This is a genomic window from Furfurilactobacillus milii (assembly GCF_021654115.1).
Taxonomy (GTDB): Bacteria; Bacillota; Bacilli; order Lactobacillales; family Lactobacillaceae; genus Furfurilactobacillus; species Furfurilactobacillus milii.
The window spans coordinates 134282-158580 of record NZ_JAIWJF010000002.1 but is presented as its reverse complement, the minus strand read 5'-3'; the positions used below and the strand labels follow the sequence as shown (position 1 = coordinate 158580).

Genomic DNA, 24299 nt, shown 5'->3' with positions numbered 1-24299 from the left:
TGTATCAAACGCACCAAACAGTGCATCGTCGACATTAAGCAGCAGGTTCGTCATCCTTGTTGTCAGCAACTTGCTTAACAGCAAATGCAAAGCTGCGAATTGGTGATTGCAATTCGGAAGCAAGCATTGAAAGCAAGTCTTCGCGACTTGGTAACGTTGCATAAGTGTTGATTTCATCAACAGAAGCAACCTTACCTTCCATCATGCCACCCTTGATTTCAAGGACATCATGATCCTTGGCAAACTTGGCCAAGATCCGTGCTGGGGCGATTGAATCATCACCATTACCGAAAGCCACGGCAGTAGGTCCAACGAATGTATCGTCAAGGCCATCAATACCGGCTTTTTCAGCAGCGCGAACTAGAATTTTGTTTTTGATAACTTCCATGGCAACGTCTGAGTCACGTAATTGCTTACGCAAATCCGTAACTTCTTCAACCGTTAAACCACGGTAGTCAACAACAACAACTGATTTGGCAGCAGATAACTTCTTAGCGACGTCATCAACTACAACAGCTTTTGCTGCAATCGTTTCTTTACTCACGTTTTACACCTCCATGATTGATTTTTTACCTAAAAAAATCCCGTTGTCCTAAGACAACGGGTTCAAAGTCATTCATCACGAATTGCTTTGCCTCGGCAGGATATTAAGATAGTTGAGTTAACAACTGTCACCTGAGTCTTAGGTAAAATTAATTTACTTAAACACTATAGCAAAGCAGTGGTGCTTCGTCAATGTTTGATTTAGAAGCTTGCCAAATCGACAGCAACTGATGGGCCAAACGTTGAAGCTACTGATAAGTGTTGAACGTATGTGCCACGAACAGCGGCAGGACGTGCACGAACAATAACATCTTCGATAGCCTTAAAGTTACCGACCAATTGGTCAGCACTAAAGGATACCTTACCAATTTGAACGTGAACGTTTCCGTCACGGTCAGTCCGGTAAGTAACTTGACCACCCTTAGCATCCTTAACGGCTTGCGCAACGTTCATCGTTACGGTACCCGTCTTAGGGTTAGGCATCAAGCCTTTAGGTCCTAATTGACGGCCCAAACGACCTACTTTAGCCATCATGTCTGGTGTTGCGATTGCAACATCAAAGTCCAACCAGCCATCAGAGATCTTTTGAACTAAATCGTCGTCACCGACTTCATCAGCACCTGCATCTTTAGCAGCTTGTGCTTGGTCACCACGAGCAAAGACAATTACTCGTTGTGTCTTACCAGTTCCGTTAGGCAAAACCATTGCCCCACGTAACTGTTGGTCTGCTTGCTTGGTGTCCAGGTTAAGCTTGAAAGCAATCTCAACCGTTGCATCGAACTTTGCAAAGTCGATGTCTTTTACCAAGGCAACCGCGTCTTCTACGCTGTAAGCTTTAGTTTTATCAACTTGCTTAAGCGCATCTTGGTACTTCTTGCCCTTTTTGGCCATTGTGTTTTCCTCCTAGCAAATGTGGTATGGCGATGTATCACAGGATGAAACCAGACTATCATATGATAGCCACGCGCATCCGTGGACATCTTCCACCTGATACATTCAGCTTTCACTGAGTATCCGTACTTGTCCGTTGTTTAGGCTTAGCCTTCTACAGTAAAGCCCATGCTCCGAGCAGTACCTTCAACCATGCGCATTGCGGCTTCAACGTCGGCAGCGTTTAGATCTTGCATCTTAGTCGTGGCAATTTCCTTAACTTGATCCTTGGTTACCGTAGCAACCTTTTTCGTGTTAGGTTCGCCAGAACCATGTTCAACACCAGCAGCCTTCTTCAATAGAACAGAAGCTGGCGGGGTCTTTGTAACGAAGTCGAATGAACGATCCTCATATACAGTGATGACAACTGGAATCAACAAACCTGCTTGATCAGCAGTACGGGCATTGAAGTCCTTTGTGAATCCCATGATGTTAATCCCTGCTTGACCTAAAGCAGGACCAACCGGCGGAGCAGGTGTTGCTTTACCGGCAGGAATTTGTAACTTAACAACATTAGCCACTTTTTTAGCCATGTCTAATTCCTCCTTGAGTGTGGTAGTTGATGGCGCGTTAGAATTACGCCTCCCACGATATGCTTAAACGCATACTAGGGTAGTTTACCATGATGACAAACGGCTGACAAGTCTTACTGAATCTTTTCAACCTGATTGAATTCCAATTCAGCAGACGTTTCACGGCCAAACATCGTCACATTAACCTTTAATTTTTGCTTTTCGTTATCCACTTCAGTAACCTTACCGACCATGTCAGAAAAAGCACCATCAGTGATACGAACAGATTCGCCAACTTCGAGTTCAAAGTCAGCCTTAGCCTTCTTGTCTTCGCCCAAACGGTGAAGAATCAAGTCAACTTCGTCAGGCAACAATGGCGTTGGTTTAGAACCACCACCATGTGAGCCCACGAACCCAGTAACGTTCGGGGTGTTACGCACGATGTACCAAGCCTGATCAGTCATGATCATTTCAACAAGCACGTAGCCAGGAAAGTCGTTTTCGATGACCGTCTTTGCCTTACCATCCTTTACCTGTTGCGTTTCTTCTTCTGGCACAACCACCCGGAAGATGTAATCAGACATCCCCATTGATTGTGCACGTGACTCAAGGTTGTCTCGTACCTTGTTTTCATAACCTGAATACGTGTGTAACACATACCAAAGTTTTTCAGCCGTTTCAGCCATTTTTAAATCCTCCATTTTTTTAAAACAGTGCAAAATAAAAAAACTTCGACTTATCCGACGAAGTTTTTTGATTAAATGTATTATAACAAAGATTTTACTGTCTTGCTACTGTCAATCATTGTGCTGCCAGCAGCTACAAACGTTCGCACTAGGCTAACCAAGTAATCAGGGCCTGTACGCCCCAGTCAATAAGTGCAAAAAATAACGCAAACGCCACCGAAACAGAAATAACAATAGATGAATCTCGCCGATTTTCGCGAGCTGTTGGCCAGCGAACAATTTTCAACTCAGCAAATACGCTCTTTAAAAAACGCCACAAATGCATGATTCATGCCTCCTTATTTTGTTTCTTGGTGCAGTGTGTATTGTCCACAGTGTTTACAAAACTTGTTTACCTCTAGTCGTTTTGTCCGACTAGGGTTTGCTGTGATGGTATAGTTACGTGATCCGCATACTGAACATGCCAGTGCGACTTTTTTTGTGGCCATTACTGGCACCTCCGAAATTTCTTAACAACTACGATTTCACGACTATTGACCACTTTTTATCATCAATGTTTCAACGATTACGTGAGCCAATGAACAGCTAACAGATTATCACGTCCGCCCCAACGTGTCAATTGCCGCCACTGGCTAACAGCACTGTCACCGCCTTTCCGTGACATCGATTGGCCGCATTGCGCACCTTTGTGTATGAACACTGAAAGTGAACTGCGATGTGCTCGATTGTCAGCCCGATACTTAACCCCCACCAAACCTGTTGCTCGAATTCTGAGAACTGATCGCATAGATAAACGAGCCGATCTTGCAATTCCAAGCGAGTCAGTCCATCCGGCTCAATGCTAGACAAGTTGCAAACATGACTATCTGCCGATTGGGCCTCTATTGACTCACTAACTTCCTCGTGAAGTCGTTTCTGTGCCTGTTGCCGACGACGCAAATCGAAGCCGCGGTTGCGCACATTCAGTCGGTAGTACGTTGCAAACTCACCAACAGTCCGGCCACGATACCGTTTTAGTGTAGTCATTAACACCATCCGACATTCTTGATGCCAATCATCACGTTCTAACAAGCGACCCTTGAAGTTTAACTCGCGAAACCATTTGTTAACCAAGGGCAAATAACGTTGAAAAAGACTGTCAAACGCCAGTTCATCACCCGCAATTGCCGCTGTAATGACAACATCTTCTTCCTCACGACTCCAATAATTCATTATGACCCCCACTTTCCTGCTTGGTTACATAATGGTCCAGACCATTTTGCTTAGCAGAGCTACCTTAAGGCCATAGTAGCCAATCAGCAACCAAACGAACGTTCGAAAAAGGTCACTTTGTTGTCAATTATTATGATATTCATTTGTTTGACCATAAATAAATGGCTCTTTTTAAAAATTTACCAACACAAGCAGCGAATGTAAGCGATTATTATGCCAAACTAAACCACAGAATTTAATAAATTGTTCGGTAGTAATGAAGGTACGAAAAAAGAGCCGATTTAAACGGCTCTTTTGTCTAAAAAAAATGCGATTATAAAAATTATTTTTCGAAATAATCGAGTTTATAGCGGGTGACGAGAGTTGAATCCCGCATATATCAGTAAAGAAGCTGCTACCGAAGCATTCAGACTTTGCACATGACCGACCATTGGAATGGTCAGCATCTCGTCAACTGTCTTCTTCAATAGCGCCGAAATTCCCTTGCCTTCGTTACCAATAACTAAAGCGGTTGGACCGGTCGCATTCCATTGACGGAAGTCCTTGCCCTTCATATCGGTGCCAAAAATCCATAGACCACGGTCTTTCAACTCTTTAACAGTCGCAACTAGATTTGTCACCCGTGCAACCGGCACATGTTCAATGGCACCTGTAGACGTTTTCGCCACAACAGATGTTAGCCCGACGGCACGACGTTTAGGAATAATAACACCATGGACACCTGCTGCATCTGCAGTCCGTAAAATTGAACCCAAGTTATGTGGGTCTTCAATAGAATCCAAAATCAAGAAAAAAGGTGCTTCCTGAGCTTGCTCGGCTTTAGCAAACAGATCATCAACGCTGGCGTAGGCAAACGGCGGAATGGTAAGGACAACCCCCTGATGATTTTGACCATTTGTCATAAAGTCGAGTTTCTTCTTTGGAACGGTACTCATCACAAGATGTCGCCCTGTCGCTAACGATTCAATATTGCGAATTGCATCTGCACGCAACCCCTCTTGAATAAAGACTTTATTAATTTGTTGGTCTGAAGCCAAGGCTGCCTCGACTGGGTGTCGGCCAATAATAAAGTCCGTCGACGACTCATCATTTTGATCCGACTTTTGTGTCACCTTAACGTCACGTTCTTTACGTTCGTTATTTTTGCGGCGTTGAGGACGCGACTTGTGATCGTTAAACCGATCATTGTGTTGACCGTTTCGTTGCTGTTTTTCTGCCATATTCCTATCCTTCCGTTCTTCCCGACTCAACTTGATCAATGCACCACTGAGCTAACCAATCCGTGCGTTCCTGCTGAGCAGTGAGCTTAAGATAGCCAAAGATAGCTTCAAAACCAGTCGAAATTCGATACGTCACAATATTAGTATTCTTTGCACTGTGATGAGTGGTCGCGTTACGACCATGCTTAAACATTGTCGTTTCCTCTTCCGTTAGTATCTCATCCGTTTGCATCAATTTGATCAATGCAGCTTGTGCCTTGGCCGAAACAAAGTGCGTCGCATGATGATGCAACTTTGTCGGCACCGTGTAACCTTGCTCAATTAAGTGTTGACGAATGTATACTTCATACACCGCATCACCTAAATAAGCTAATGTCATTCCATTTAATTCTCGATAATTAACTACTTCAGTCATTTGTTTCCTTCCGCCAACGTGTTCCTTGGGGAGTATCCTCAAGAATTATGCCGCGTGCTTTTAGTTCATCACGGATCTCATCACTACGCTGGAAGTCCTTATTTTTTCGTGCGGCCAAACGCTCGTCAATTAATGCCTGAATTTCCTCGTCGGCAGTATCTTCATCCGTAAGTTCAATCCCGAACACTGATAGTAGCGTCGACAATAACGTTTTAAGGTTAACGAGTGTCTTTTTGGCAACAGTACTCTCATTAAGATAAACGTTGATTAACTTGGCTAATTCATACACGGCCGCGATTCCGTTTTGAACGTTAAAATCGTCGTCCATTGCGGTTTCAAAAGCAACTTGCTGTTTTTTAGCTTGTGCCTCGATCGCTTCATCTTGACCACCTTTGGCATCGCTCATTCGATAATTTAAATTATTAAATGTCGTTTGCAAACGAGCCAAGTTATTCTTGGCATCTTGTAAGTTACCGCTGGTGTATTGGATTGGTCGCCGATACTGAGTTGTCGCCATAAAGAACCGCACAGCCTGTGGATCTTCACGTTGATTCATTTCATGTAAGGTTACAAAGTTGCCAAGTGACTTACTCATTTTTTCGTTTTCATCACCAACAGTCACAAATCCATTGTGCATCCAGTAGCGGGCAAACTTTTTCCCAGTGTGTGCTTCGCTTTGAGCAATTTCATTGGTGTGATGCGGAAAAATCAAATCTTGACCACCACCATGAATATCGAATGTATCGCCTAAATACTTGGTCGACATTACTGAACACTCAATATGCCAGCCTGGCCGGCCCATGCCCCATGGTGACTGCCATGAAATTTCGCCCGGCTTAGCTGCTTTCCATAATGCAAAATCAATTGGATCTTCTTTTTTCGCATTATCACCGTCGTCAACACGGTCACTCGCGCCATTCTCCAAATCATCTAACGATTCATGAACGAGTTGGGTGTAATTAGGAAACTTACGTGCTCGATAGTACACATCGCCAGCAGACTCGTAAGCAAACCCCTTGTCGACCAGATCTGCGACAAAATCAACAATGTCTGAAATATTTTCTGTCGCCCGTGGATTAACCGTTGCCCGCTCAACGTTCAACGGCTTTGTGTCCTCAAAATAAGCATTGATGAAACGATTGCCCAATTCTGGCACGGTAATGCCTTCTTTGGCCGCTTCATTAATCATCTTATCGTCCACATCCGTGAAGTTCGAGACATATTTCACTTGGTAACCCTTGTATTCAAAATATCGCCGAATGGTATCAAACGCTACAACCGAGCGTGCATTACCGATGTGAATGTAGTTATACACGGTTGGGCCACAGACGTACATATTGACCTGACCTTTATGCAACGGAATAAAGTCTTCTTTTTGCCGCGTAAGTGTATTAAAAATCTGAATCACGGTAACGCTCCCCTTCTCGAAAGATTAAGTTATAGTGATTTTACCATATTTTAGGCTATTAACGCGATTACGGTAATTCACCGGATACAGATGTGGTCAGCGGTTAATCTGTCCGTTCCGCTGACTGGAGACGCCGTCCCGTGTGGACCGGGTTCAACCCGCACAAAACGCGGTTTTTACCCTCGATTATGAGCTGAAAACCACATCTCATAACTCGTCCCACACCACTAAATGGCCAACCCCATGCCATTAAGTGGTGTCGACACGGAACTATGTCTCCAGTCACCTTCACTCATATAACAGTATTCATTTCAAAACTATGCAAATCAGCCAAGAAACACCGTATTCTGGCAGTAACTATGAATCTTAGCTGGAGGGCGTCAACAGTGGAACCAAGCCGTGAAGGTGGTGTTAATTCGAACGCTTTTCTCGAATTTACAGCACGGACTGACGTCAAGACTCGGGGTTCCACGAGTCTTGACGGCGAGGTGAAAGACGGTGTACTTCCGGCTCGAACCGGTCCCACGGCGGCGTTCCACTGTTGACAACCGTAGGCGAAGGAAAACAAAAAAATGCCACCATACGGCAAACTGCACGCATGATGACATATGAGTGGTGAATTAAAGTGTTTCGATTGTGGCTTGAATATTCCGTAACGTTGCTTTGCGGCCCAACAATTCCATTGATTCAGGTAATTGTGGTCCGTGCATTTCATGCGTAGCGGCAATTCGAAGTGGCATGTAAAGTGCACGCCCACGAATTTTAGTGTCTTTTTGAATTGACTTAATCGTCTTTTGAATTTGGTAAGCATCAAAGACTGGCAATTTTTCTGCTCGGTTAACAAATTCTGTCAACACTGTCTTCGCCGTTTCGACGGCCAATTCAGCTTTAGCCTCATCATTAATTTGAGCTGGTGCTTGGAAGAACACGTCTTTACTCATTTCAACAATTTGAGCAGTGTATGACATTTGTTGTTTGTACAGGCTAACCAGCTTACGAACCCATTCCAAATGTAATTGGTTAGGATCCTTTTCAACTAAACCAGCGTTGATCAGTTCTTTCAAGCTGCTGTCGAAGATCTCGTCTTCTGGCGCTGCCTTCACGTACTGGTTGTTAATCCATTCCAATTTCTTACCATCAAATTTGGCTGGTGACTTAGACAACCGTTTTTCGTCAAACATCTTAATCAGATCCTGACGAGAGAAGATTTCATCTTCACCAACTGGTGACCATCCCAATAAGGTGATGAAGTTTAACATGGCATCTGGTAAGTAGCCAAGTTCACGGTATTGTTCAATAAATTGAAGCACCGTTTCATCACGTTTGGACAGTTTCTTACCTGTTTCAGTGTTGATAATCAAAGTCATGTGACCAAAAATTGGTGCTTCCCAGCCAAAGGCTTCGTAAATCATCAATTGTTTAGGTGTATTGGCGATGTGGTCATCCCCACGCAAGACGTGACTGATTTCCATCATGTGGTCGTCGACAACAACAGCAAAGTTGTAGGTTGGCATGCCATCACGTTTTTGAATGACCCAGTCGCCACCGATGGTATCTGAATTAATCGAAATCTTGCCCTTAACGATATCATCCCAACCGTATTCGCGGTTCTTAGGCACACGGAAACGAACAACAGGTTCCAAGCCAGCCGCTTCAGCTTTTGCTTGAGCAGCCTTAATTTCATCATCACTCATGCCTTCATATTCGTAAACATAGTGAGGTGCTTCTTTGTTAGCCTTTTGTTTTTCACGGTCAGCAGTTAGTTCAGCTTCCGTTCGGTAAGACTTGTAGGCCAAGCCACGATCCAATAAATCTTGAATCAGCTTAACATAGATATCCTTCCGCTCGGATTGACGATATGGACCGAAATCCCCGGGCTTGTCGGGACCTTCATCCCAGTCAATTCCCAACCATTTTAGATTGTCCAACTGACTTTTTTCACCGTCAGCCACGTTCCGTTTGGTATCCGTATCTTCAATCCGAATCACAAACGTTCCTTTATTGTGCCGTGCAAATAAATAGTTAAATAGCGCGGTACGGGCATTACCAATGTGCAAATGTCCAGTTGGTGACGGTGCGTAACGCACCCGAATTTTGTTCTTGGCCAAAATCAGCGCCTCTTTCTATATAAAAAATTGATGTGTCCTAGGTTAATGTTACCGTTTTAGCATCAAACTTTCAAATTCTTTCATTTTATGATGCTGCGTGAATGCCTTGCAGCGCGTATTTTGTTTGTCAAACTAAAAAAGTGACCTCACGTATTGAAACGCTTAGTCACTTTCCTATTCACAGTCTAATTAACCGACAACCAGTACCTAGTTTTTCCGTTTCTTAGCTGCTCTGTGATTCTTCTTAGCAGGTGTCTTAGTGCCGCGAGCCGTTCGATCAACGGTGCTGTCAACGGCACTAGAACTTGTCGAAGCTTTTGCAGAATTGCTTGCGGCAGTCCGCGATTGTGTCGAACTACTCTCGCTGGTTGCCTGATTATTGCCACTTGTCGCCTTATCACTAATGCCACGCGTAGAATGCGTTGGTTTCGCAAAAATCATTCGACCAGCATCCGTTTGTAATGCACTCGTGACAGTCACATCAATGTGGTCGTTAATAAAGTAGCGCCCATCTTCGACAACGACCATCGTGCCGTCATCCAAATACGCAACACCTTGTTGACGTTCAGTCCCATTTTTAACCACCATAACGTTCAGCAGCTCACCGGGAATTACCCGTGGCTTAAGCGACTTAGCTAAGGCATTAATATTCATAATCTGAACATTTTGGAACTGACTGACCTTGTTTAGGTTGTAGTCATTGGTAACAACAACTGCCTGTAACTGTTTGGCCAGTTCAATCAGCTTATCGTCCACTTCAGGAATGTCTTCAAAATCACCTTCGTACATTTCAATCGGCATGACTTTTTCACTTTGCAATTTATTCAAAATGTCCAAGCCTCGACGTCCACGCACACGCTTAATGCTGTCACTAGAATCCGCAATGTATTGTAGTTCATGCAATACAAAATTCGGTACTAACAGCGTACCTTCAAGGAATCCGGTCTTAATGATGTCGTAAATCCGGCCATCAATCAGAATATTGGTATCCAAAATTTTATAGTGATGGAAATTGGGTTCACTTTCGTCCAGAATTTCGCCAGTATCCGATGTGCGTTTGTTACGACGAAAGCCGAGTGCAAATAATCGCCGCCATTCATCCGTTCGTGTAGTCCCAATTCGAAAACCGAGATATCCCATTAGCAGCATTAACACAACCGGAATCAGGGTATTAGTGACAAACCAGCTGGTTCGGAAGAACACCGTCGAAATCAGAATGGCAAATACCAAGCCGACGATGATGCCTAGACTTCCAAACAAAATGTAAATCGGACTTTGCTTAGCCAGATACTTTTCTAAGCGATTAACAAGTTTTTCAAGGTACCCGACCAACAGGAACGAAAGAAAATACAGAATAATTGCACCAAGTACGGCGTTGGTCAAAAAGTTATTGATAATGTGATTTTGGGCAAGACCAGTTACTTCCCACAGAATCGGGAAAAATCTGAAGCCTAAACCGACACCCCCGATCACAAATAACAATTGAATCACGAGTTTTTTCGTCATTTTCATCTATCTTCACCTCCTTTCAATGTCGTTGTTAAATCCGTAAGGGTTCTTGTAATGTTAAGCCAAGGCTAGTTTTAGTGCTTGACTGATCGTTGTCACACCGATTACTTCAATATCAGTGGGCGGCGTCCATCCCTGAAGATTATTCTTTGGTATATAAATTCGCTTGAACCCTAGCTTCTGTGCCTCAGCAACCCGCTGTTCAATCCGGTTAACACGCCGAATTTCACCGGTCAAGCCAACTTCACCCACAAAACTATCACTCGGATTCGTCTCCTTATCACGATAGCTAGACGCGATTGCCACAGCAATCGCTAAGTCAATGGCTGGCTCATCGAGCTTCACACCACCGGCCGCCTTCAAATAAGCGTCCTGGTTTTGCAGCATCAAGTTAGCCCGTTTTTCCAAAACGGCCATAATTAGCGAGACCCGATTGCGATCCAATCCCTGAGCAGTGCGTTGAGCATTTCCAAAAACCGAGGGCGTAACCAATGCCTGAACTTCCACCAAGATTGGTCTGGTTCCTTCCATCGACACCACGATAGATGAACCAGTAGCACCTGTAAGTCGTTCTTCTAAAAAGATTTCAGATGGGTTAGCCACTTCTCGCAGGCCGTCTTCGCGCATCTCAAAAATTCCTAGTTCATTAGTTGAACCAAACCGATTTTTTACAGCTCGCAGAATCCGGTATGTGTGGTGCAAATCGCCTTCAAAGTACAGAACGGTGTCCACCATGTGTTCCAAGATTTTTGGCCCCGCGATAGCGCCACCCTTCGTGACATGACCCACGATAAAAATCGTAATCCGATTTGTTTTGGCAATTTGCATTAACTCGGCCGTCACTTCACGAATCTGAGAAACTGATCCGACTGCTGAAGTAATATCCGGTTCCTGCATTGTTTGGACCGAATCAATGATGACAAACTCTGGGTTTAGTGTCGTTATTTGTTCACGAATATTACTCATGTCCGTCTCTGGGTAGAGATAAAAATCGTCGCCACCAACGCCGAGACGATCAGCGCGCATCTTAATCTGAGTGGCACTTTCTTCACCGGATACGTAGAGGACACGGCCCTTGCTTCCCAGCTGACCAGAAACCTGCGTTAATAACGTCGATTTACCAATACCGGGATCACCACCAATCAATACGAGTGATCCAGGCACCACACCACCGCCAAGAACACGGTTAAATTCCTTTAAACTGGTTTTGACACGGGGAACCTCTTCAAGACTAACATCCTTGATTAATTCGGCCTTAGCTGTTTCACCGCCAAGGCTCACCCGTGACTTACGATTGGGAACTTCATCAGCGATTTTCTCTTCAACTAATGTATTCCATTCACCACAGTTTGGGCAGCGACCCAAATAACGTGGTGAGTTGTAACCACAGTTTTGACAAACAAATTGTGTTTTAGTTTTTGCCACCTTATGCTCCTTTTACTCTTCGCCGTTGGTCAACCACAACGATGTTTGACCAATATTAACCAAACGATGTTCACAGTCTAACATACGTTTTTTCAGCTGTCATTGTTTGCCCAGCACTTGATAATTTCTTAATTTATTCGCCTGGCTACGTTAACAATTGTTAGCTTATTGACCAGACGATCCAAACCCGCCATCGCGCTCGTTATCTGGGGTCGCTTCGTTGTCAACGGTCAGATAATTCACAAAGATACCTTGAGCAATGCGATCACCCTTTTTGATGTGAACATCACGTAGGCCGTAGTTAACCAACTGAACAAAAATCTCCCCGTCATTGCTATCGTTTGAATAGTAGTCCGCATCAATGACGCCAATTCCGTTTGGCAAAATAAGACGGCGTTTTAATGGCCCTGATGATCGATTGACCAGCATCAACACTTCGTTGTAGCGCATATAAGCCTTCACACCAGTGGGCACTAAATATGGTTTCAATTCTTTATCAGCCGCTTGCATTAACGGGTCACTCACCGTTTCCTTATGCCGCAAGTGCCACAGCACCTTCAAAAAGTTGCGCCGCCAAATGGATGGCAACGTAAAGTCCTCTGAGGCTGCTAGGTCGTAACCAGCTGCGTATTTTGTTTGTCGCTCTGGCAACGCTATTTTTGTACCAACCAACCGTTTAACTATTTCAAAACCACGGTCTCTTGCCATTATTCATCACTCACTTTCTTCGACTTGGCCAAGCTTTCTAACACAAATGTTCAAAACTTGGCACCATGTTACCTATTATAATGGAAGCGTGTGCACATTAATAGCATTCGAAACTGACGGTTAGTTTGGACCCACCACCACTTGAATTATGATAGGATATTAAAGGAACACAGCAACCGTAATGAAAGGAACGCTAATGGATTTTCAACGTGAAGGACAACGTCTTTTTTTAACTGACCAAGACCAGCTCCAGGCTTAGATTACATTCCCAGTCGTGAATGAGCAAACTTGGTTAATGGAGCATATTTGGGTAAGTGATTGTCCTAATAAACGGCTAGTGGCACGGCAATTATTCGATGCCGTCATTGAATTAGCAGATGCCGCCCACGTCGACCTACTCCCGTTAGATCCATTTGCCCGCCACATTTTTGCTACGGATCCCGCTGTTAAAAAATACCAACATCATTAAGGAGCAAATTACATTATGGCAATGACACAAGACGAATTGAAGCAACAAGTTGGCCAACGTGCTGTCGACTTTATCGAAGATGGCATGGTTGTCGGTTTAGGAACAGGTTCAACCGTAAAATACATGGTTGATGCACTTGGCAAACGTGTGAAGGAGGAAGGTCTCAACGTTGTTGGCGTGCCAACATCTGACCGTACCCGGGAGCAAGCCCGTTCCCTCGGCATCCCCGTTAAGGGCATTGACGACGTTGACCACATTGATCTAACCATCGACGGTGCCGACGAAATCAGCGATGACTTTCAGGGAATCAAGGGTGGTGGCGCTGCGCACCTTTGGGAAAAAATCGTTGCGACTAACTCCAAGAAAAATATGTGGATTGTGGACGAAAGCAAACTTTCACATAAGCTTGGTAGTTTCCCCTTACCGCTTGAAGTCATTCCATACGGCTCTTCACAAGTTGTTAAAAAATTGGCGGCCAAAGGTTACAAGCCAGAAGTCCGGATGCGTGATGGAAAGCACGTTTTGACCGATTCAAAGAACTATGTTGTTGACCTTCACCTTGGTGAAATCGATCATCCTCACGAATTAGCTAACGAATTGATTCAAATGGTTGGTGTGGTTGAACAAGGCTTATTTTTAGATACGGTCAACACCGTTATTGTTGGTCGTCCAGACGGTCCTGAAGTGCTTCAAGCACGTTAGTTTGCTAACAAACGGTCAAACAACACTCTAATAACACAAAAACGACGTTCATGAGAAAATCCATGAACGTCGTTTTTGTGTTGCTTAGGAAAGCTAGGCCGAGTTAAGTCCGCTTTCTCCTTGTATCAATTGATTAATTCTCAACGCCTCGAGAATTACTGAGAAATTTAACTTGTTTTAACTTCGGTGCCAACCAAACATACAAGTATTCGGCACCTTGTAACCAGGCATATGCTAGCAGAACAGCACCAATCGTGTCGGTTGCATAATGTGCTTGCAGGTAAACCCGACTAAACATAACTAACAATACCCAAAGGCACAAAATCGTTTGAATTAATAGTCTTTGTAAATTGTTTTGCATCAGTGGCAGAACAACTAAAAATAAAATTGCGGCAACCATGAACGTGCCCAAAACGTGCCCTGATGGAAAGCTGTAGCCATCATCGCTAGCCATGTGCCCTACTGGACGTTGACGCGCAACAATTTTCTTGATAATGGTACCAAGAACATTACCACCAAATCCGTACCCAATTGCCCACAATGCAGGAATTTTGTATTTAAATCCCCAAAGTAACCCGGCAATGATGATCATATATAGTAAATCCAACGTTGGACTTGCTAGCGTAGTAATGAGTTTAAAAACGCCAGTTAGCGCTGTACTATCATGATGAACGTGCGAAATGAGTTCAGAATCAATCAGTGATAAAATTTGGGACTGACGCATTGCGGCAATCGCCAGGAATAAAAATAAGACGGTCGTGACAGCTAAAATTGCACCGCGACCACGTTCCTTTTCAATAAGCATGTGTACCTCCACCCGTCACTTTGGGTATGTATTCGGTCATTAATAACCATCGACAAAGTATAGCACATAAAAATTGCTGTTTTATAAGTTGCTTAATGGTTTTAATCACCCTTAAGCACTTAACCTTTTCTTAATACTTTTAGTCGAAATTAAACAATTTTAAATGGCATCGCTTACAGGACATGATAACAGGGCGTTCGTTACCCTTTCGTGCTAAAGTAATAGCACAGAGGGGTGCTCAAAAGGTAGCACCTAATCAAAGGAGAGCCTTCATGACACAAGTAATTATTATGTTGGCCGTGGGTTTAATTGCCGGTATTGCCGGCGCAATCCTTGGCCTCGGTGGTGGCATTATCATCACCCCTGTACTTACATTAGCGATGGGGATTAACATCAAGTACGCGATTGGTGCCAGTATCATTGCCGTTATCGCGACCAGTTCTGGTGCCACCATTGCCTATTTGCGAGATAACGTATTGAACTTACGAGTGGCAATGTTTTTGGAAATTTTTACAACTATCGGGGCCATCCTCGGGGCCATCTTGAATGGTATTTTGAGCCCTGTTGTCCTGTACTTAATTTTTGGATTGTTATTAATTTACTCCGGCTACAACATGATTCGCAAATTGCGGGCTGGCAGTGAGATTCTTCAGCGTGTGCACCCGGATCCAATTGCCGAAAAGCTCGAACTAAATAGTAGTTATTATGATAAAGCAGCTGACAAAACGGTCGATTATCAAGTTGAACATGTGCCCGCTGGGGCCACCGTTATGTTTGGCGCCGGTATTGCCAGCGGTCTGCTGGGTATCGGATCAGGTGCCTTTAAGGTGATGGCCTTGGACACCTTCATGAAGATGCCGCTCAAGCCGTCCACTTCTACCAGTAATCTTATGATGGGTGTTACCGCGGCTGCTTCAGCCACCGTATACTTCTTCAATGGTTCGATTCAACCCCTAATCGCCGTTCCACTGGCGCTGGGCATCCTGGTTGGCGCCACAATGGGATCACGTATTATGCAGATCTTGCCATCACGATGGATTCGTATCATTTTCGTGCCAATTATCTTCTATATTGGTCTCCAAATGTTTCTTAAAGGATTCGGGGTGAACATTTAATGGACAATAAAGACGCAAAAAACGCAGAAGAGGAAAAGATTTCTAAAGAAATGGCCCAAGTTGAGATTATGATTGGTCAAATCCTTAGAATAGGAGTTATTATTTCTGCAGTTATCATGCTAATTGGTTTTATTGCGTATGGGATTCAGGGTTCGACTGGTTTACCCAGTCACGGTGCCGTAACCATTACTGCAATTGCCACCGGATTATTGTCATTTAAATCTGGTTCTGTCATGATGCTCGGATTATTCTGTCTGATACTGACCCCTGTATTACGTGTTGTTGTTTCAATTTACGCGTTCTACGTGGAAAAAGATTCCCTGTACGTTTGGATTACCTCTGCCGTGCTCGTGATTCTGTTATTCGCTTTATTTATCGGACACAGCTAACTCGGAGGCTTACATGGATAACAATGATAACGATTCGCGAATGAGTCGAACGGATCGCCGCACTCAAGGCAACCACTTTACTAATGACACACCTGCTGGTGATGGCGCAATGAGCAGTGGCTCCAAACGTCCGCAGCGCCCACACAAACACCCGGTCCGAAACACCTTTTTTGCCATTATTGGTATCATCTTAATTATCGGCGGCGGTTTCGGTTACAAAATGTACAGCAATATCAAACATACGAGTAATGAAATGTTTGATTCTGTCAGTGGCGCAAAGGCGCGAAACGTTAGTAAGTTAATCAAGCAAGGTAAGCCAATTTCTATTCTGTTGATGGGGACTGACGTTGGTGCCCTCGGCCGTGACTCAAAGACTTGGGCGGGCGGGCGAACGGACTCGATGATGCTGGTTACAGTCAATCCTAAGACGAAGACAACAACCATGGTCAGCATCCCACGTGATTCGCTGGTTTCTGTCACCGGACATGAAGAGGAATTCCCGACAAAGATAAACGCAGCCTACTACTTTGGTCAAACAAAAGCGGCTATCTCAACGACTTCCCGTATGTTTAACGTACCAATTGACTACTACGCCCTGTTAAACATGGGTGGTCTAGAAAAAGTTATCAATAAAGTCGGCGGTATCGACATTGTGCCACCGTTGACCTTCACGTATGAGAATCAACACTTTACAAAAGGTAAAAAGATGCATGTTAACGGCGCGCAAGCGTTGAAATTCACGCGGATGCGTTATCAAGATCCTGAGAGTGACTATGGTCGAACATTACGTCAGCGAATCGTCATCACTGCCCTCTTAAAAAAGAGTAGCAACTTGACCAACCTGTTAAATCAAGACTTTCTGGATTCCATTGCCAGTCAGTCACGAACAGATTTCACATTCGGTGATATGCTAACCTTAGCTAACACGTACCGAGACGCAACTAAGCACATTGTTTCTGACCACGTTCAAGGTGCCAGTGACGAAATAGCCGGGCAGAGCTTCGAAGTTTTGCCAACGACTGAAAAACAGCGTGTTACCAACAAGTTGCGTAAACAACTTAGTCTGTCCAAAGCAACCACCGGTAAACGTTTTGCCAACACCGTCCCAGAGGCACTCAGTGTCTACGAACCACCTATCGGTTATGGTGAAACAGCCGATACGAAGTCAACTTGGGGCGCCGATACCAACACCGCTTCTGAATACAGTAAGGCCTACAGCAGTGACTCCAGTGCTGCTGATCTCGATCCTAACTATGGTGCTGATAATACGGACTCCACTAGTCAAACAACAGGTGCCAACGCGACAGGCTCTGATGCCGATCAAACTGGCGGTTACACCGGTTATGGATACTAGCATTTAAGTCAACTAAAAATGAGTTAATCAGGCTTGACACTTTAAGTGCACTAGCGTGATTAACTCATTTTATTTTGCCTTTAAAGCATGCCGTAATCGATATGTTATTCGAACAAGTAATTCAGACAGTAAGAACCCTAGTGCTATCATCCCTGCGATAGCAATAACCTGACCTAAATAATCTAAAGCAATGTTGCCATGACCGGTAACGAGGTTACGAATAACTTGATAGGCCTGCCCACCAGGAACCAATGGCACCAAACTAGGAATATTAAATAAAATTACTGGCATGTGTTTGACGCGTGCGGCCCAGTTACTTAAAACGCCAATTAGTAATCCAGCAGTTAACATGCCAATTGCCATTTGTGCTAACGGAATCTGCGGGCCTGACTTTAACACGATTAGTTCATATACCGCCCATCCTGCTGCCCCAATCCAACCGGCAACGTTTAGCGCATGACGGGGAATATTCAAAATAATGCCAAAACCGACTGTCGCGGCATAGGCGAGAATCCCTTCAATTATGATATGTATCATTAATAGAATCTCCTACTTGGAAAGCGTTAAGTTGATTGCATTTTTCACCATAGACTTACCATAATCGCGATACCAAGACCAATCGCGCATACCGATAAGACCGCCTCAACTGCTCGAGCTGGACCACTCAAATAATTACCTGACATCGTGTCGCGAAACGCGTTCATAATTGGCACACCTGGGACTAACGGCATCAATGCACCGATAATTACCGCATCACCAGCAGCGTGCGTAAAACCAAGCCAATGAATGCCCACATAAGCCACGAAGCCAATTACCAGTGAAGCCAGAAATTCGCTCAAAAAACGGACGCGCAATTCATGATTCACATAGTAGAAAACAGCATAGCCGCCCCCACCCGCCAACATTGCGAACAGTAATTTAACAGGTGCATCAATACCGGTAAAGGCCACCATAAGTGTCATACTGACAATGATCGCAGCTAATTCCTGTAACCAAAACGGAAAAGTGGGCACGGCGACTTCAATTTGGCGTAATTGTTGATAGAATGTGGGTAAATCAATCTCATCACTGGCAAACTGACGTGACAACGTGTTAACCTGGGCCACTTTTTCAAGGTCAATCGTTCGGCTGTGAATCGGTCGTACCTGTGTTGATTCACCGTCTGGCAAGGACATGGTAATACCGGTCAGCAACACAAAAATGTTTGCATACCGATAACCAGCGTTGTCCGCAATTCGCTGCATTGTATCTTCAACCCTTGCGATTTCAGACCCGTTTGCTAGCAATATTTGACCAGCCAGCAACGCTGTATCCATGACTAATTGTGCTTCGTCCACCCATGATCACTTCCTTAACAGATTTAGAACCTCAAAACGTATCATACAAAAAAACGACAGCCGCATCTCGTAAGAGATACAGATGTCGTTTTTCATTCACATCAAAGCGTTAACCCTAGGAGTTAACACCATTATTTGAATTATTAATTAGTTTTTAACAACGTTAGCAGCTTGTGGGCCACGGTCGCTTTCTTCAACGTCGAAGCTAACAGATTGGCCTTCTTCAAGCGTCTTGAAGCCGTCGCCTTGGATAGCTGAGAAGTGAACGAATACATCGTCACCACTTTCGCGAGTAATGAAACCAAAGCCTTTGTCGGCGTTAAACCATTTAACAGTACCTTGTTCTGACATGTTAATGAGTCCTCCTGTTGCGTTTGCACGCAGTCTAAGTGTTTTATGTAAATTGGAACTGGTGCAAATGGGGACTGGTAACACCAAAAAATGAACCGACCTGACCATCATTCCCGTACCAAAGTACAGTTGTCATTGTATCATATAGACTGCTTTCTTTACCATATTTTATAAACAGAAACACAAAATAACCGGCAACTTTTTTGCACAAAGTCAGTCTATCCCTTGTCCCCAACCCTCTCAGCATCGGCTTGGCACCAAAAGTGCTAGAATAGTTAGTGAACAAACATATGGAGGCTCTCAACATGGCAGAAAACTTAGTCCCTGTTGACGAACTCGATGAATCCGCACAAACAACGGCCCTAACCGATTTCGCCAACTTTTACATCACGCTTTGGCGGCGGAACAACTTGGAATTGATTACTCAATATGATCAACAACACGGGTATATTCAAGATATCAACCGTGAATTAGCAACAAACCGTTCTTTTACACCGGAACGTGAACTCGATACCAGTATTCAATTCAGCAGGAACGATTATATTCGTTTACTTGATGAAATCGGCGTCAAATTTCATTCTACCGGTAATCCGGAAACTGACTGGTCAACGTGGTATGATCAGCACTTTGCGGCATTATCCAGATCATAATCCACATCCTTAACAGACAATGGCTCATTTCACGACAAAACATAGTGAAATGAGCCATTGTTGTATCTAAATTTATTTACACTTTATCCTTGTTAACAAACAGCGCGTCAGTCTCACCGTGGTGGACTTCAGGCTGAATGGTTACGTGACAAATATGATAGCGCTCCGTCAGCAAACTGGAAATCTGAGCAACGGTCTTTTCCACCTCACTCAGTTTGACATCCTTCATGTTGACGTGTGCTGAAAAGACAATTTTGTTTTCATCAATGAGCCAAGCGTGAATATGGTGAACTCGTAGCACACCCGGAATTTCAACAATATCTGCAGCGATTTGATCATAATCTAATTTCGGTGCAGTCTGCATCAAAATTTGCACCGTTTCGTGGATCACCGGCCAAGTTTCATAAATAATGTAAAACGACACCAACAGCGTTAGTAGCGGATCAACCCACGTAATATCAAAGAGCACAATTAAAATCCCGCCGACGATAACGGCAACAGACGATAACGCGTCTGCCAGGACATGCAAATACGTCGCTTTAATATTCAAGCTATCCTTTGAACCATGGTGCATCAACACCGCTGACAACAAATTAGCGGCTAACCCGATAACGGCAACAATCAACATAATGTCGCCATTAATTGGTTCTGGCTTGGCAAAACGCCGCGCAGCTTCAACCATCAAAACAATTGAAACACCAATCAAAAATAGCCCGTTAACGAACGCGGCCAAAATTTCTGCACGTCGGTAACCAAAAGTTCGCTGCCGATTTTGTGGCTTGCCGCTAATTCGTTGAGCAACATACCCCAATACGATTGACAGTGAATCCCCGAGGTTATGAAACGCGTCTGACAATAGGGCTAGTGAGCCTGATAACAATCCCCCAACAATTTCTGCCACGGTAATGAGTAAATTCAGCACAGTCACAAACAAAAATCGCATGCCGGTCATTTGTTCTTCTTGATGATCCATTTACTCATCCCCGTTTCTTTCACATTCTTGTGGTAGTCGGTTGCTCGTTTAAACCGTCTTGTTAACTGAAAAACATTTAGTCATATTATCGCACATCAAAGATAGAAGGGCTACCTGCCCTTAACCTGGATGGCAGTCGCTAATCTGCCACATGATTTCCAGGATGAATTTGCACTGTAAATGTCCGATCAACGTCAGCGAACAAACGATATGGTGGCTGGACATCTGCTCCCCAGCTATCAATGCCCCCAACACCACGGACCGCTCCATAAACTGACAAAATGGTCCGTCTTGCCAATGGCAGTTCTTCAACGTGTGTTGCGGCCTCAAGTTCCATTGCAGTGTACGGTAAACAACTGAAAGCAAACGGTTGGTCAGCCATTTCAACACTGAAAGAAAATGGCTGTGCGTCAACGTCCGCATTGTTCAATGTTCGCTGCCGGGTCACGGTTAACCATCGTGTTTGCATATGCATGCCCATTTCCTGAGGCACCAGATAAGGCGTCACCGGTAAGCCAGCCACATAATACTGACCCCGGCTACCGCCAGCCATGCGGTCTGGGTAAGTTTCTCCGGACAAACCGTCATATTCAAATCCAGTAGCGACAGTTGGCATGATCAATTGAACGCCGAAAGCGGGCAGCTCAGGAAGCGCCTCGTTTCCCTGCAAATGACTCGTGAGCGTCACCGTACCATTGGCAACGATTTGATAATGCATTGTTACTTTTGTTGCCGGTGTTGTAGCTGTTTGAAAATCAAACGTAATGTCAACCTGATCGGCCGTTTCATCATTTGAAAATTGATTGTTTTGCGGCGCGATTGGCAGACCCAAGTCCTTACCATCCACTTGCACATCAATGTACTGACATCGTGTGAAGCAATCCGCACCTAGCCACATTGCGGATTCTTCTGAGAAATGATTGCCCCGGTCATTATCTGTTGTTGCTCGCCAAAAAATGGGACGAATTGGTCGATATAACCACTCCTTGCCGTGACTGACAATTGATTCCAGACCACCCTTTTCATAACTAAACAAATAATGGACATCATCCGTTGCCACACCTAACGTGCCATCTCCAAAAATCACGTGAATCTTAGTTGTCGTATTGGCCATAGTAATAGCGCACCTCCTGCATTGCTGGCTTTGCCTGTCTGTTTGCAAACATTAATCCGTCCCCGGAAAATTCGCCATCCGTATGACGATCATCAAAATCGCCGCCATAGCGCAATACCTGTCGGCCAGTAACTTCATCCGTGACCCACAGTGCCTGGTCAATGAAGTCCCAAATAAAACCACCTTGATAGGACGGAAAGTCATCTAGTAACGCCATGTATTCGCCCAAACCGCCTAGCGAATTGCCCATGTCATGCATATACTCACAATCTAAAAATGGTTTCATTGGCTGATTGCTTAAATACGTGCGAATCTCAGCTGGCGAAGCGTACATTCGGCTCTCCACATCAGAAATACTGGTTTCATATTTACGATTGCGGACAACACCTTCGTAATGCGTCAGCCTTGAGGAATCCATTGTCTTGTAATAGGTGTTCATCGCTTCAATATCATCACCGGCGTACGATTCATTACCAAGCGACCAGAATAAGATGGCCGGATGATTCTTAAACGTTTCGTAGTTGCTACGCGCCCGATCTAAGACTGCTTCGCGCCATTGCGGCAACGATCCTGGCACATTGTCAGAGGGCTCAACAGTCCCCATCTTTTGCCACGTTCCGTGAGTTTCCAGGTTATTTTCAGCCATCATGTACACACCAGCCTGATCACACATGTAGTACCACGGAATTTGATCCGGATAATGACAAGTACGGACAGCGTTAATATGATTTTCAGCAAATGTTTGTAAGTCCGCCTTCATGTCAGCCATTGAGACGGTTCGGCCAGTAGTGGCATCCCATTCATGACGGTTGACACCGTTAATAATCAATCGTTTGCCATTCAAATAGATAACTTGGTTACGCAATTCTAGCCGTCGAAAACCGATATCATAAGGAACCACTTCAATCGGGTTGCCGTTCTCATCTGTAATTGTCACAGTCAAGTGATACAAGTCCGGATTGTGATGCGTCCACAACATAACGTTCTCAAACGGCAGGTGACCAAAACTAATTTGTTTAGCCACTGACCGCTTTTCATCCACAATCAGCTTATCCGCCTTATCAAACACCGTTAAATGAACCCGCGCCTTACTTTCCACGTCCCCAGTCAGTTTCAGGGTCACATTAAGTTCACCACTGTCTAAATTCTCATTAACCACTGGTCGAATGTGCATATCAGCAACGTGAACAGTTGGCAACCCGACTAGCCTAACACTGCGAAAAATGCCGGAAAAGCGGAACATATCTTGGTCTTCCAAAAACGATGCCGTACTTCGTTTGAACACTTCCACCGCAAGCACGTTATCACCGTCGACCAAGGCGTCGGTTAAATCAAATTCTGAACGTGAAAAACTATCTTCGGCATACCCGAGAAAATGACCGTTGAGCCAAACATACATAGCTTCTTCCACGCCGTCAAATTGAACGATCACCCGTTGATTCGTCAGGCCGGGTGCCAAACGAAAATGCCGAATGTATGCACCAACTGAGTTGTCCGGTGCCTCGCTAAACATACCCTTGCCTGTCTGATCAGGTCCCATTGTGTAAGCTGGTCGACGATAAATTTTACCTTCCCACGGGTACAAGGTATTGATGTATTGAATCTGCGCATAATTACTCAATTCAATATGTCCCGGCACATGAATCGTCCCAAAATCACTGGTGTCGTAGTTGGGTTCATAAAAGCCAACTGGTCGATGTTGTGGACGGTCTGCGAACTTAAACTGCCACTGACCGTCCAAGCTTTGTGCGAAACTGCTGCTCTTTGAGCGCGCCTCATCGGCGTCACGATACCAATAGTGATCACTGTGGGCGGGTAATTGTCCGACACGAAAAACTTGTGGGTCATCCAACCATTTAATGTCTGCCTGCATGTTTATCCTCCTGTGATAGCGTTTTCATAATAATGTTTATTTTACCGCATTTATTGAAACGGGGGAAATCCGTGTTGTTTTGTTCACCCCTTGCCACATTGTCGCAAACGCGTTTCCCCCACAAGCTTGTGAAGATGGTTGACGCTATGTAGTCAAAACGGGCCACTGACGTCTAGAAGTCTGTGCGTAACCCAAAACGACGGGTGCAAAGGAAAATTCACCTTCACACTCGTCGTTTTTGTTATTGCTCGACTTCTCCCGGGTTTCGTAATCACTCCAAATAAAAAAGCACTCCAGATCCCCTAAACTGGAGTGCCCGTGATGAGCAGTTAATTACACCATGAAAAACTTGGGTTGATTTTCATGAAACACATTGTTTTAAATACGATCACTAACCATCCCGAAAGGATGATTCTCGAGCGCATAATGCGCAGTTTAGCGAACCTTTTTAATCAAAAAAGTTTTCCAAAAAACACTCACAACATGAAGCA

Annotated in this window: 27 protein-coding genes and 1 other annotated feature; of the genes, 6 read left to right on the top strand and 21 right to left on the bottom strand. The window is 44.5% G+C overall.

What is annotated here, in order from left to right:
- Positions 1–34: 34 nt before the first annotated feature.
- From rplJ to LDK34_RS03080, 14 genes are all read right to left on the bottom strand, one after another.
- Entirely contained in the window at positions 35–544 is a 510-nt protein-coding gene (gene rplJ / locus LDK34_RS03145) for a 50S ribosomal protein L10 (protein ID WP_178942945.1), read from the bottom strand.
- A 23-nt stretch (positions 545–567) separates the two neighbouring features.
- Positions 568–705: a sequence feature (ribosomal protein L10 leader region), on the bottom strand.
- Positions 706–744: 39 nt separating this feature from the next.
- On the bottom strand, positions 745–1434 hold the full coding sequence (rplA, locus tag LDK34_RS03140) for a 50S ribosomal protein L1 (RefSeq protein ID WP_017262111.1): 690 nt from the start codon (positions 1432–1434) through the stop codon (positions 745–747).
- A gap of 146 nt (positions 1435–1580) precedes the next feature.
- Positions 1581–2006, bottom strand: a complete 426-nt coding sequence (gene rplK / locus LDK34_RS03135) for a 50S ribosomal protein L11 (RefSeq protein ID WP_017262110.1) — start codon at positions 2004–2006, stop codon at positions 1581–1583.
- A 113-nt stretch (positions 2007–2119) separates the two neighbouring features.
- Positions 2120–2671, bottom strand: coding sequence for a transcription termination/antitermination protein NusG (nusG, locus tag LDK34_RS03130; protein ID WP_017262109.1), 552 nt, complete (start codon positions 2669–2671; stop codon positions 2120–2122).
- A gap of 148 nt (positions 2672–2819) precedes the next feature.
- Entirely contained in the window at positions 2820–2996 is a 177-nt protein-coding gene (gene secE, locus LDK34_RS03125) for a preprotein translocase subunit SecE (protein WP_017262108.1), read from the bottom strand.
- Positions 2997–3009: 13 nt separating this feature from the next.
- Positions 3010–3159, bottom strand: a complete 150-nt coding sequence (rpmG, locus tag LDK34_RS03120) for a 50S ribosomal protein L33 (RefSeq protein WP_081495858.1) — start codon at positions 3157–3159, stop codon at positions 3010–3012.
- A 127-nt stretch (positions 3160–3286) separates the two neighbouring features.
- Positions 3287–3883, bottom strand: coding sequence for an RNA polymerase sigma factor (locus LDK34_RS03115; RefSeq protein WP_178942947.1), 597 nt, complete (start codon positions 3881–3883; stop codon positions 3287–3289).
- Between the two features lie 344 nt (positions 3884–4227).
- Positions 4228–5103, bottom strand: a complete 876-nt coding sequence (gene rlmB, locus LDK34_RS03110; protein ID WP_225439113.1) for a 23S rRNA (guanosine(2251)-2'-O)-methyltransferase RlmB — start codon at positions 5101–5103, stop codon at positions 4228–4230.
- Between the two features lie 4 nt (positions 5104–5107).
- Positions 5108–5518: a Mini-ribonuclease 3 gene (locus LDK34_RS03105; RefSeq protein ID WP_178942948.1), complete on the bottom strand. Its 411-nt coding sequence runs from the start codon at positions 5516–5518 to the stop codon at positions 5108–5110.
- A complete protein-coding gene (gene cysS, locus LDK34_RS03100) occupies positions 5511–6926 on the bottom strand; it encodes a cysteine--tRNA ligase (RefSeq protein ID WP_236941472.1) in 1416 nt (471 codons plus the stop codon). The genes LDK34_RS03105 and cysS overlap by 8 nt, the downstream gene beginning before the upstream one ends.
- A gap of 620 nt (positions 6927–7546) precedes the next feature.
- The gene (gene gltX / locus LDK34_RS03095; protein WP_178942950.1) at positions 7547–9034 is read right to left on the bottom strand and encodes a glutamate--tRNA ligase; all 1488 of its coding nucleotides are present in this window, start codon (positions 9032–9034) and stop codon (positions 7547–7549) included.
- A gap of 207 nt (positions 9035–9241) precedes the next feature.
- Positions 9242–10546 carry a PIN/TRAM domain-containing protein gene (locus LDK34_RS03090; protein ID WP_178942951.1) on the bottom strand — a complete coding sequence of 435 codons (1305 nt, stop codon included), beginning with the start codon at positions 10544–10546 and terminating at the stop codon, positions 9242–9244.
- A 54-nt stretch (positions 10547–10600) separates the two neighbouring features.
- Positions 10601–11968 carry a DNA repair protein RadA gene (gene radA / locus LDK34_RS03085; RefSeq protein WP_161004571.1) on the bottom strand — a complete coding sequence of 456 codons (1368 nt, stop codon included), beginning with the start codon at positions 11966–11968 and terminating at the stop codon, positions 10601–10603.
- Between the two features lie 165 nt (positions 11969–12133).
- Entirely contained in the window at positions 12134–12676 is a 543-nt protein-coding gene (locus tag LDK34_RS03080; RefSeq protein ID WP_178942952.1) for a dCTP deaminase/dUTPase family protein, read from the bottom strand.
- 295 nt (positions 12677–12971) lie between these two features.
- Between LDK34_RS03080 and LDK34_RS03075 the strand changes: the two genes are divergently transcribed.
- Together LDK34_RS03075 and rpiA are read left to right on the top strand one after the other, a co-directional pair.
- On the top strand, positions 12972–13145 hold the full coding sequence (locus tag LDK34_RS03075; protein ID WP_178942953.1) for a hypothetical protein: 174 nt from the start codon (positions 12972–12974) through the stop codon (positions 13143–13145).
- 21 nt (positions 13146–13166) lie between these two features.
- A complete protein-coding gene (rpiA, locus tag LDK34_RS03070) occupies positions 13167–13847 on the top strand; it encodes a ribose-5-phosphate isomerase RpiA (RefSeq protein WP_178943490.1) in 681 nt (226 codons plus the stop codon).
- 133 nt (positions 13848–13980) lie between these two features.
- On the opposite strand, the gene LDK34_RS03065 is transcribed toward rpiA, so the two are convergent.
- A complete protein-coding gene (locus LDK34_RS03065) occupies positions 13981–14652 on the bottom strand; it encodes a phosphatase PAP2 family protein (RefSeq protein WP_178942954.1) in 672 nt (223 codons plus the stop codon).
- 272 nt (positions 14653–14924) lie between these two features.
- Here LDK34_RS03065 and LDK34_RS03060 point away from each other — a divergent pair, with 272 nt between their 5' ends.
- The 3 genes from LDK34_RS03060 to LDK34_RS03050 are packed head-to-tail and all read left to right on the top strand — an operon-like array spanning position 14925 to position 17510.
- Entirely contained in the window at positions 14925–15767 is an 843-nt protein-coding gene (locus LDK34_RS03060) for a sulfite exporter TauE/SafE family protein (protein ID WP_178914517.1), read from the top strand.
- Positions 15767–16156 carry a DUF1634 domain-containing protein gene (locus tag LDK34_RS03055; protein WP_017260988.1) on the top strand — a complete coding sequence of 130 codons (390 nt, stop codon included), beginning with the start codon at positions 15767–15769 and terminating at the stop codon, positions 16154–16156. The genes LDK34_RS03060 and LDK34_RS03055 overlap by 1 nt, the downstream gene beginning before the upstream one ends.
- 13 nt (positions 16157–16169) lie before the next feature.
- Positions 16170–17510, top strand: coding sequence for an LCP family protein (locus LDK34_RS03050; protein WP_236941471.1), 1341 nt, complete (start codon positions 16170–16172; stop codon positions 17508–17510).
- A gap of 69 nt (positions 17511–17579) precedes the next feature.
- Here LDK34_RS03050 and LDK34_RS03045 read toward each other — a convergent pair whose 3' ends face one another.
- From LDK34_RS03045 to LDK34_RS03035, 3 genes are all read right to left on the bottom strand, one after another.
- The gene (locus LDK34_RS03045; RefSeq protein ID WP_178942956.1) at positions 17580–18047 is read right to left on the bottom strand and encodes a threonine/serine exporter family protein; all 468 of its coding nucleotides are present in this window, start codon (positions 18045–18047) and stop codon (positions 17580–17582) included.
- Between the two features lie 44 nt (positions 18048–18091).
- A complete protein-coding gene (locus LDK34_RS03040; protein ID WP_178942957.1) occupies positions 18092–18847 on the bottom strand; it encodes a threonine/serine exporter family protein in 756 nt (251 codons plus the stop codon).
- A gap of 147 nt (positions 18848–18994) precedes the next feature.
- A complete protein-coding gene (locus LDK34_RS03035) occupies positions 18995–19198 on the bottom strand; it encodes a cold-shock protein (protein WP_017260984.1) in 204 nt (67 codons plus the stop codon).
- A gap of 305 nt (positions 19199–19503) precedes the next feature.
- On the opposite strand from LDK34_RS03035, the gene LDK34_RS03030 reads away from it, so the two are divergent.
- Entirely contained in the window at positions 19504–19848 is a 345-nt protein-coding gene (locus tag LDK34_RS03030; protein ID WP_178942958.1) for a hypothetical protein, read from the top strand.
- Positions 19849–19924: 76 nt separating this feature from the next.
- Here LDK34_RS03030 and LDK34_RS03025 read toward each other — a convergent pair whose 3' ends face one another.
- The 3 genes from LDK34_RS03025 to LDK34_RS03015 form a co-directional block, all read right to left on the bottom strand.
- Positions 19925–20821: a cation diffusion facilitator family transporter gene (locus LDK34_RS03025; protein WP_178942959.1), complete on the bottom strand. Its 897-nt coding sequence runs from the start codon at positions 20819–20821 to the stop codon at positions 19925–19927.
- A 139-nt stretch (positions 20822–20960) separates the two neighbouring features.
- Complete coding sequence (locus LDK34_RS03020; protein WP_178942960.1) at positions 20961–21935, bottom strand: beta-galactosidase small subunit; 975 nt, start codon at positions 21933–21935, stop codon at positions 20961–20963.
- Positions 21916–23808, bottom strand: coding sequence for a glycoside hydrolase family 2 TIM barrel-domain containing protein (locus LDK34_RS03015; protein WP_178942961.1), 1893 nt, complete (start codon positions 23806–23808; stop codon positions 21916–21918). The genes LDK34_RS03020 and LDK34_RS03015 overlap by 20 nt, the downstream gene beginning before the upstream one ends.
- Positions 23809–24299 lie beyond the last annotated feature (491 nt).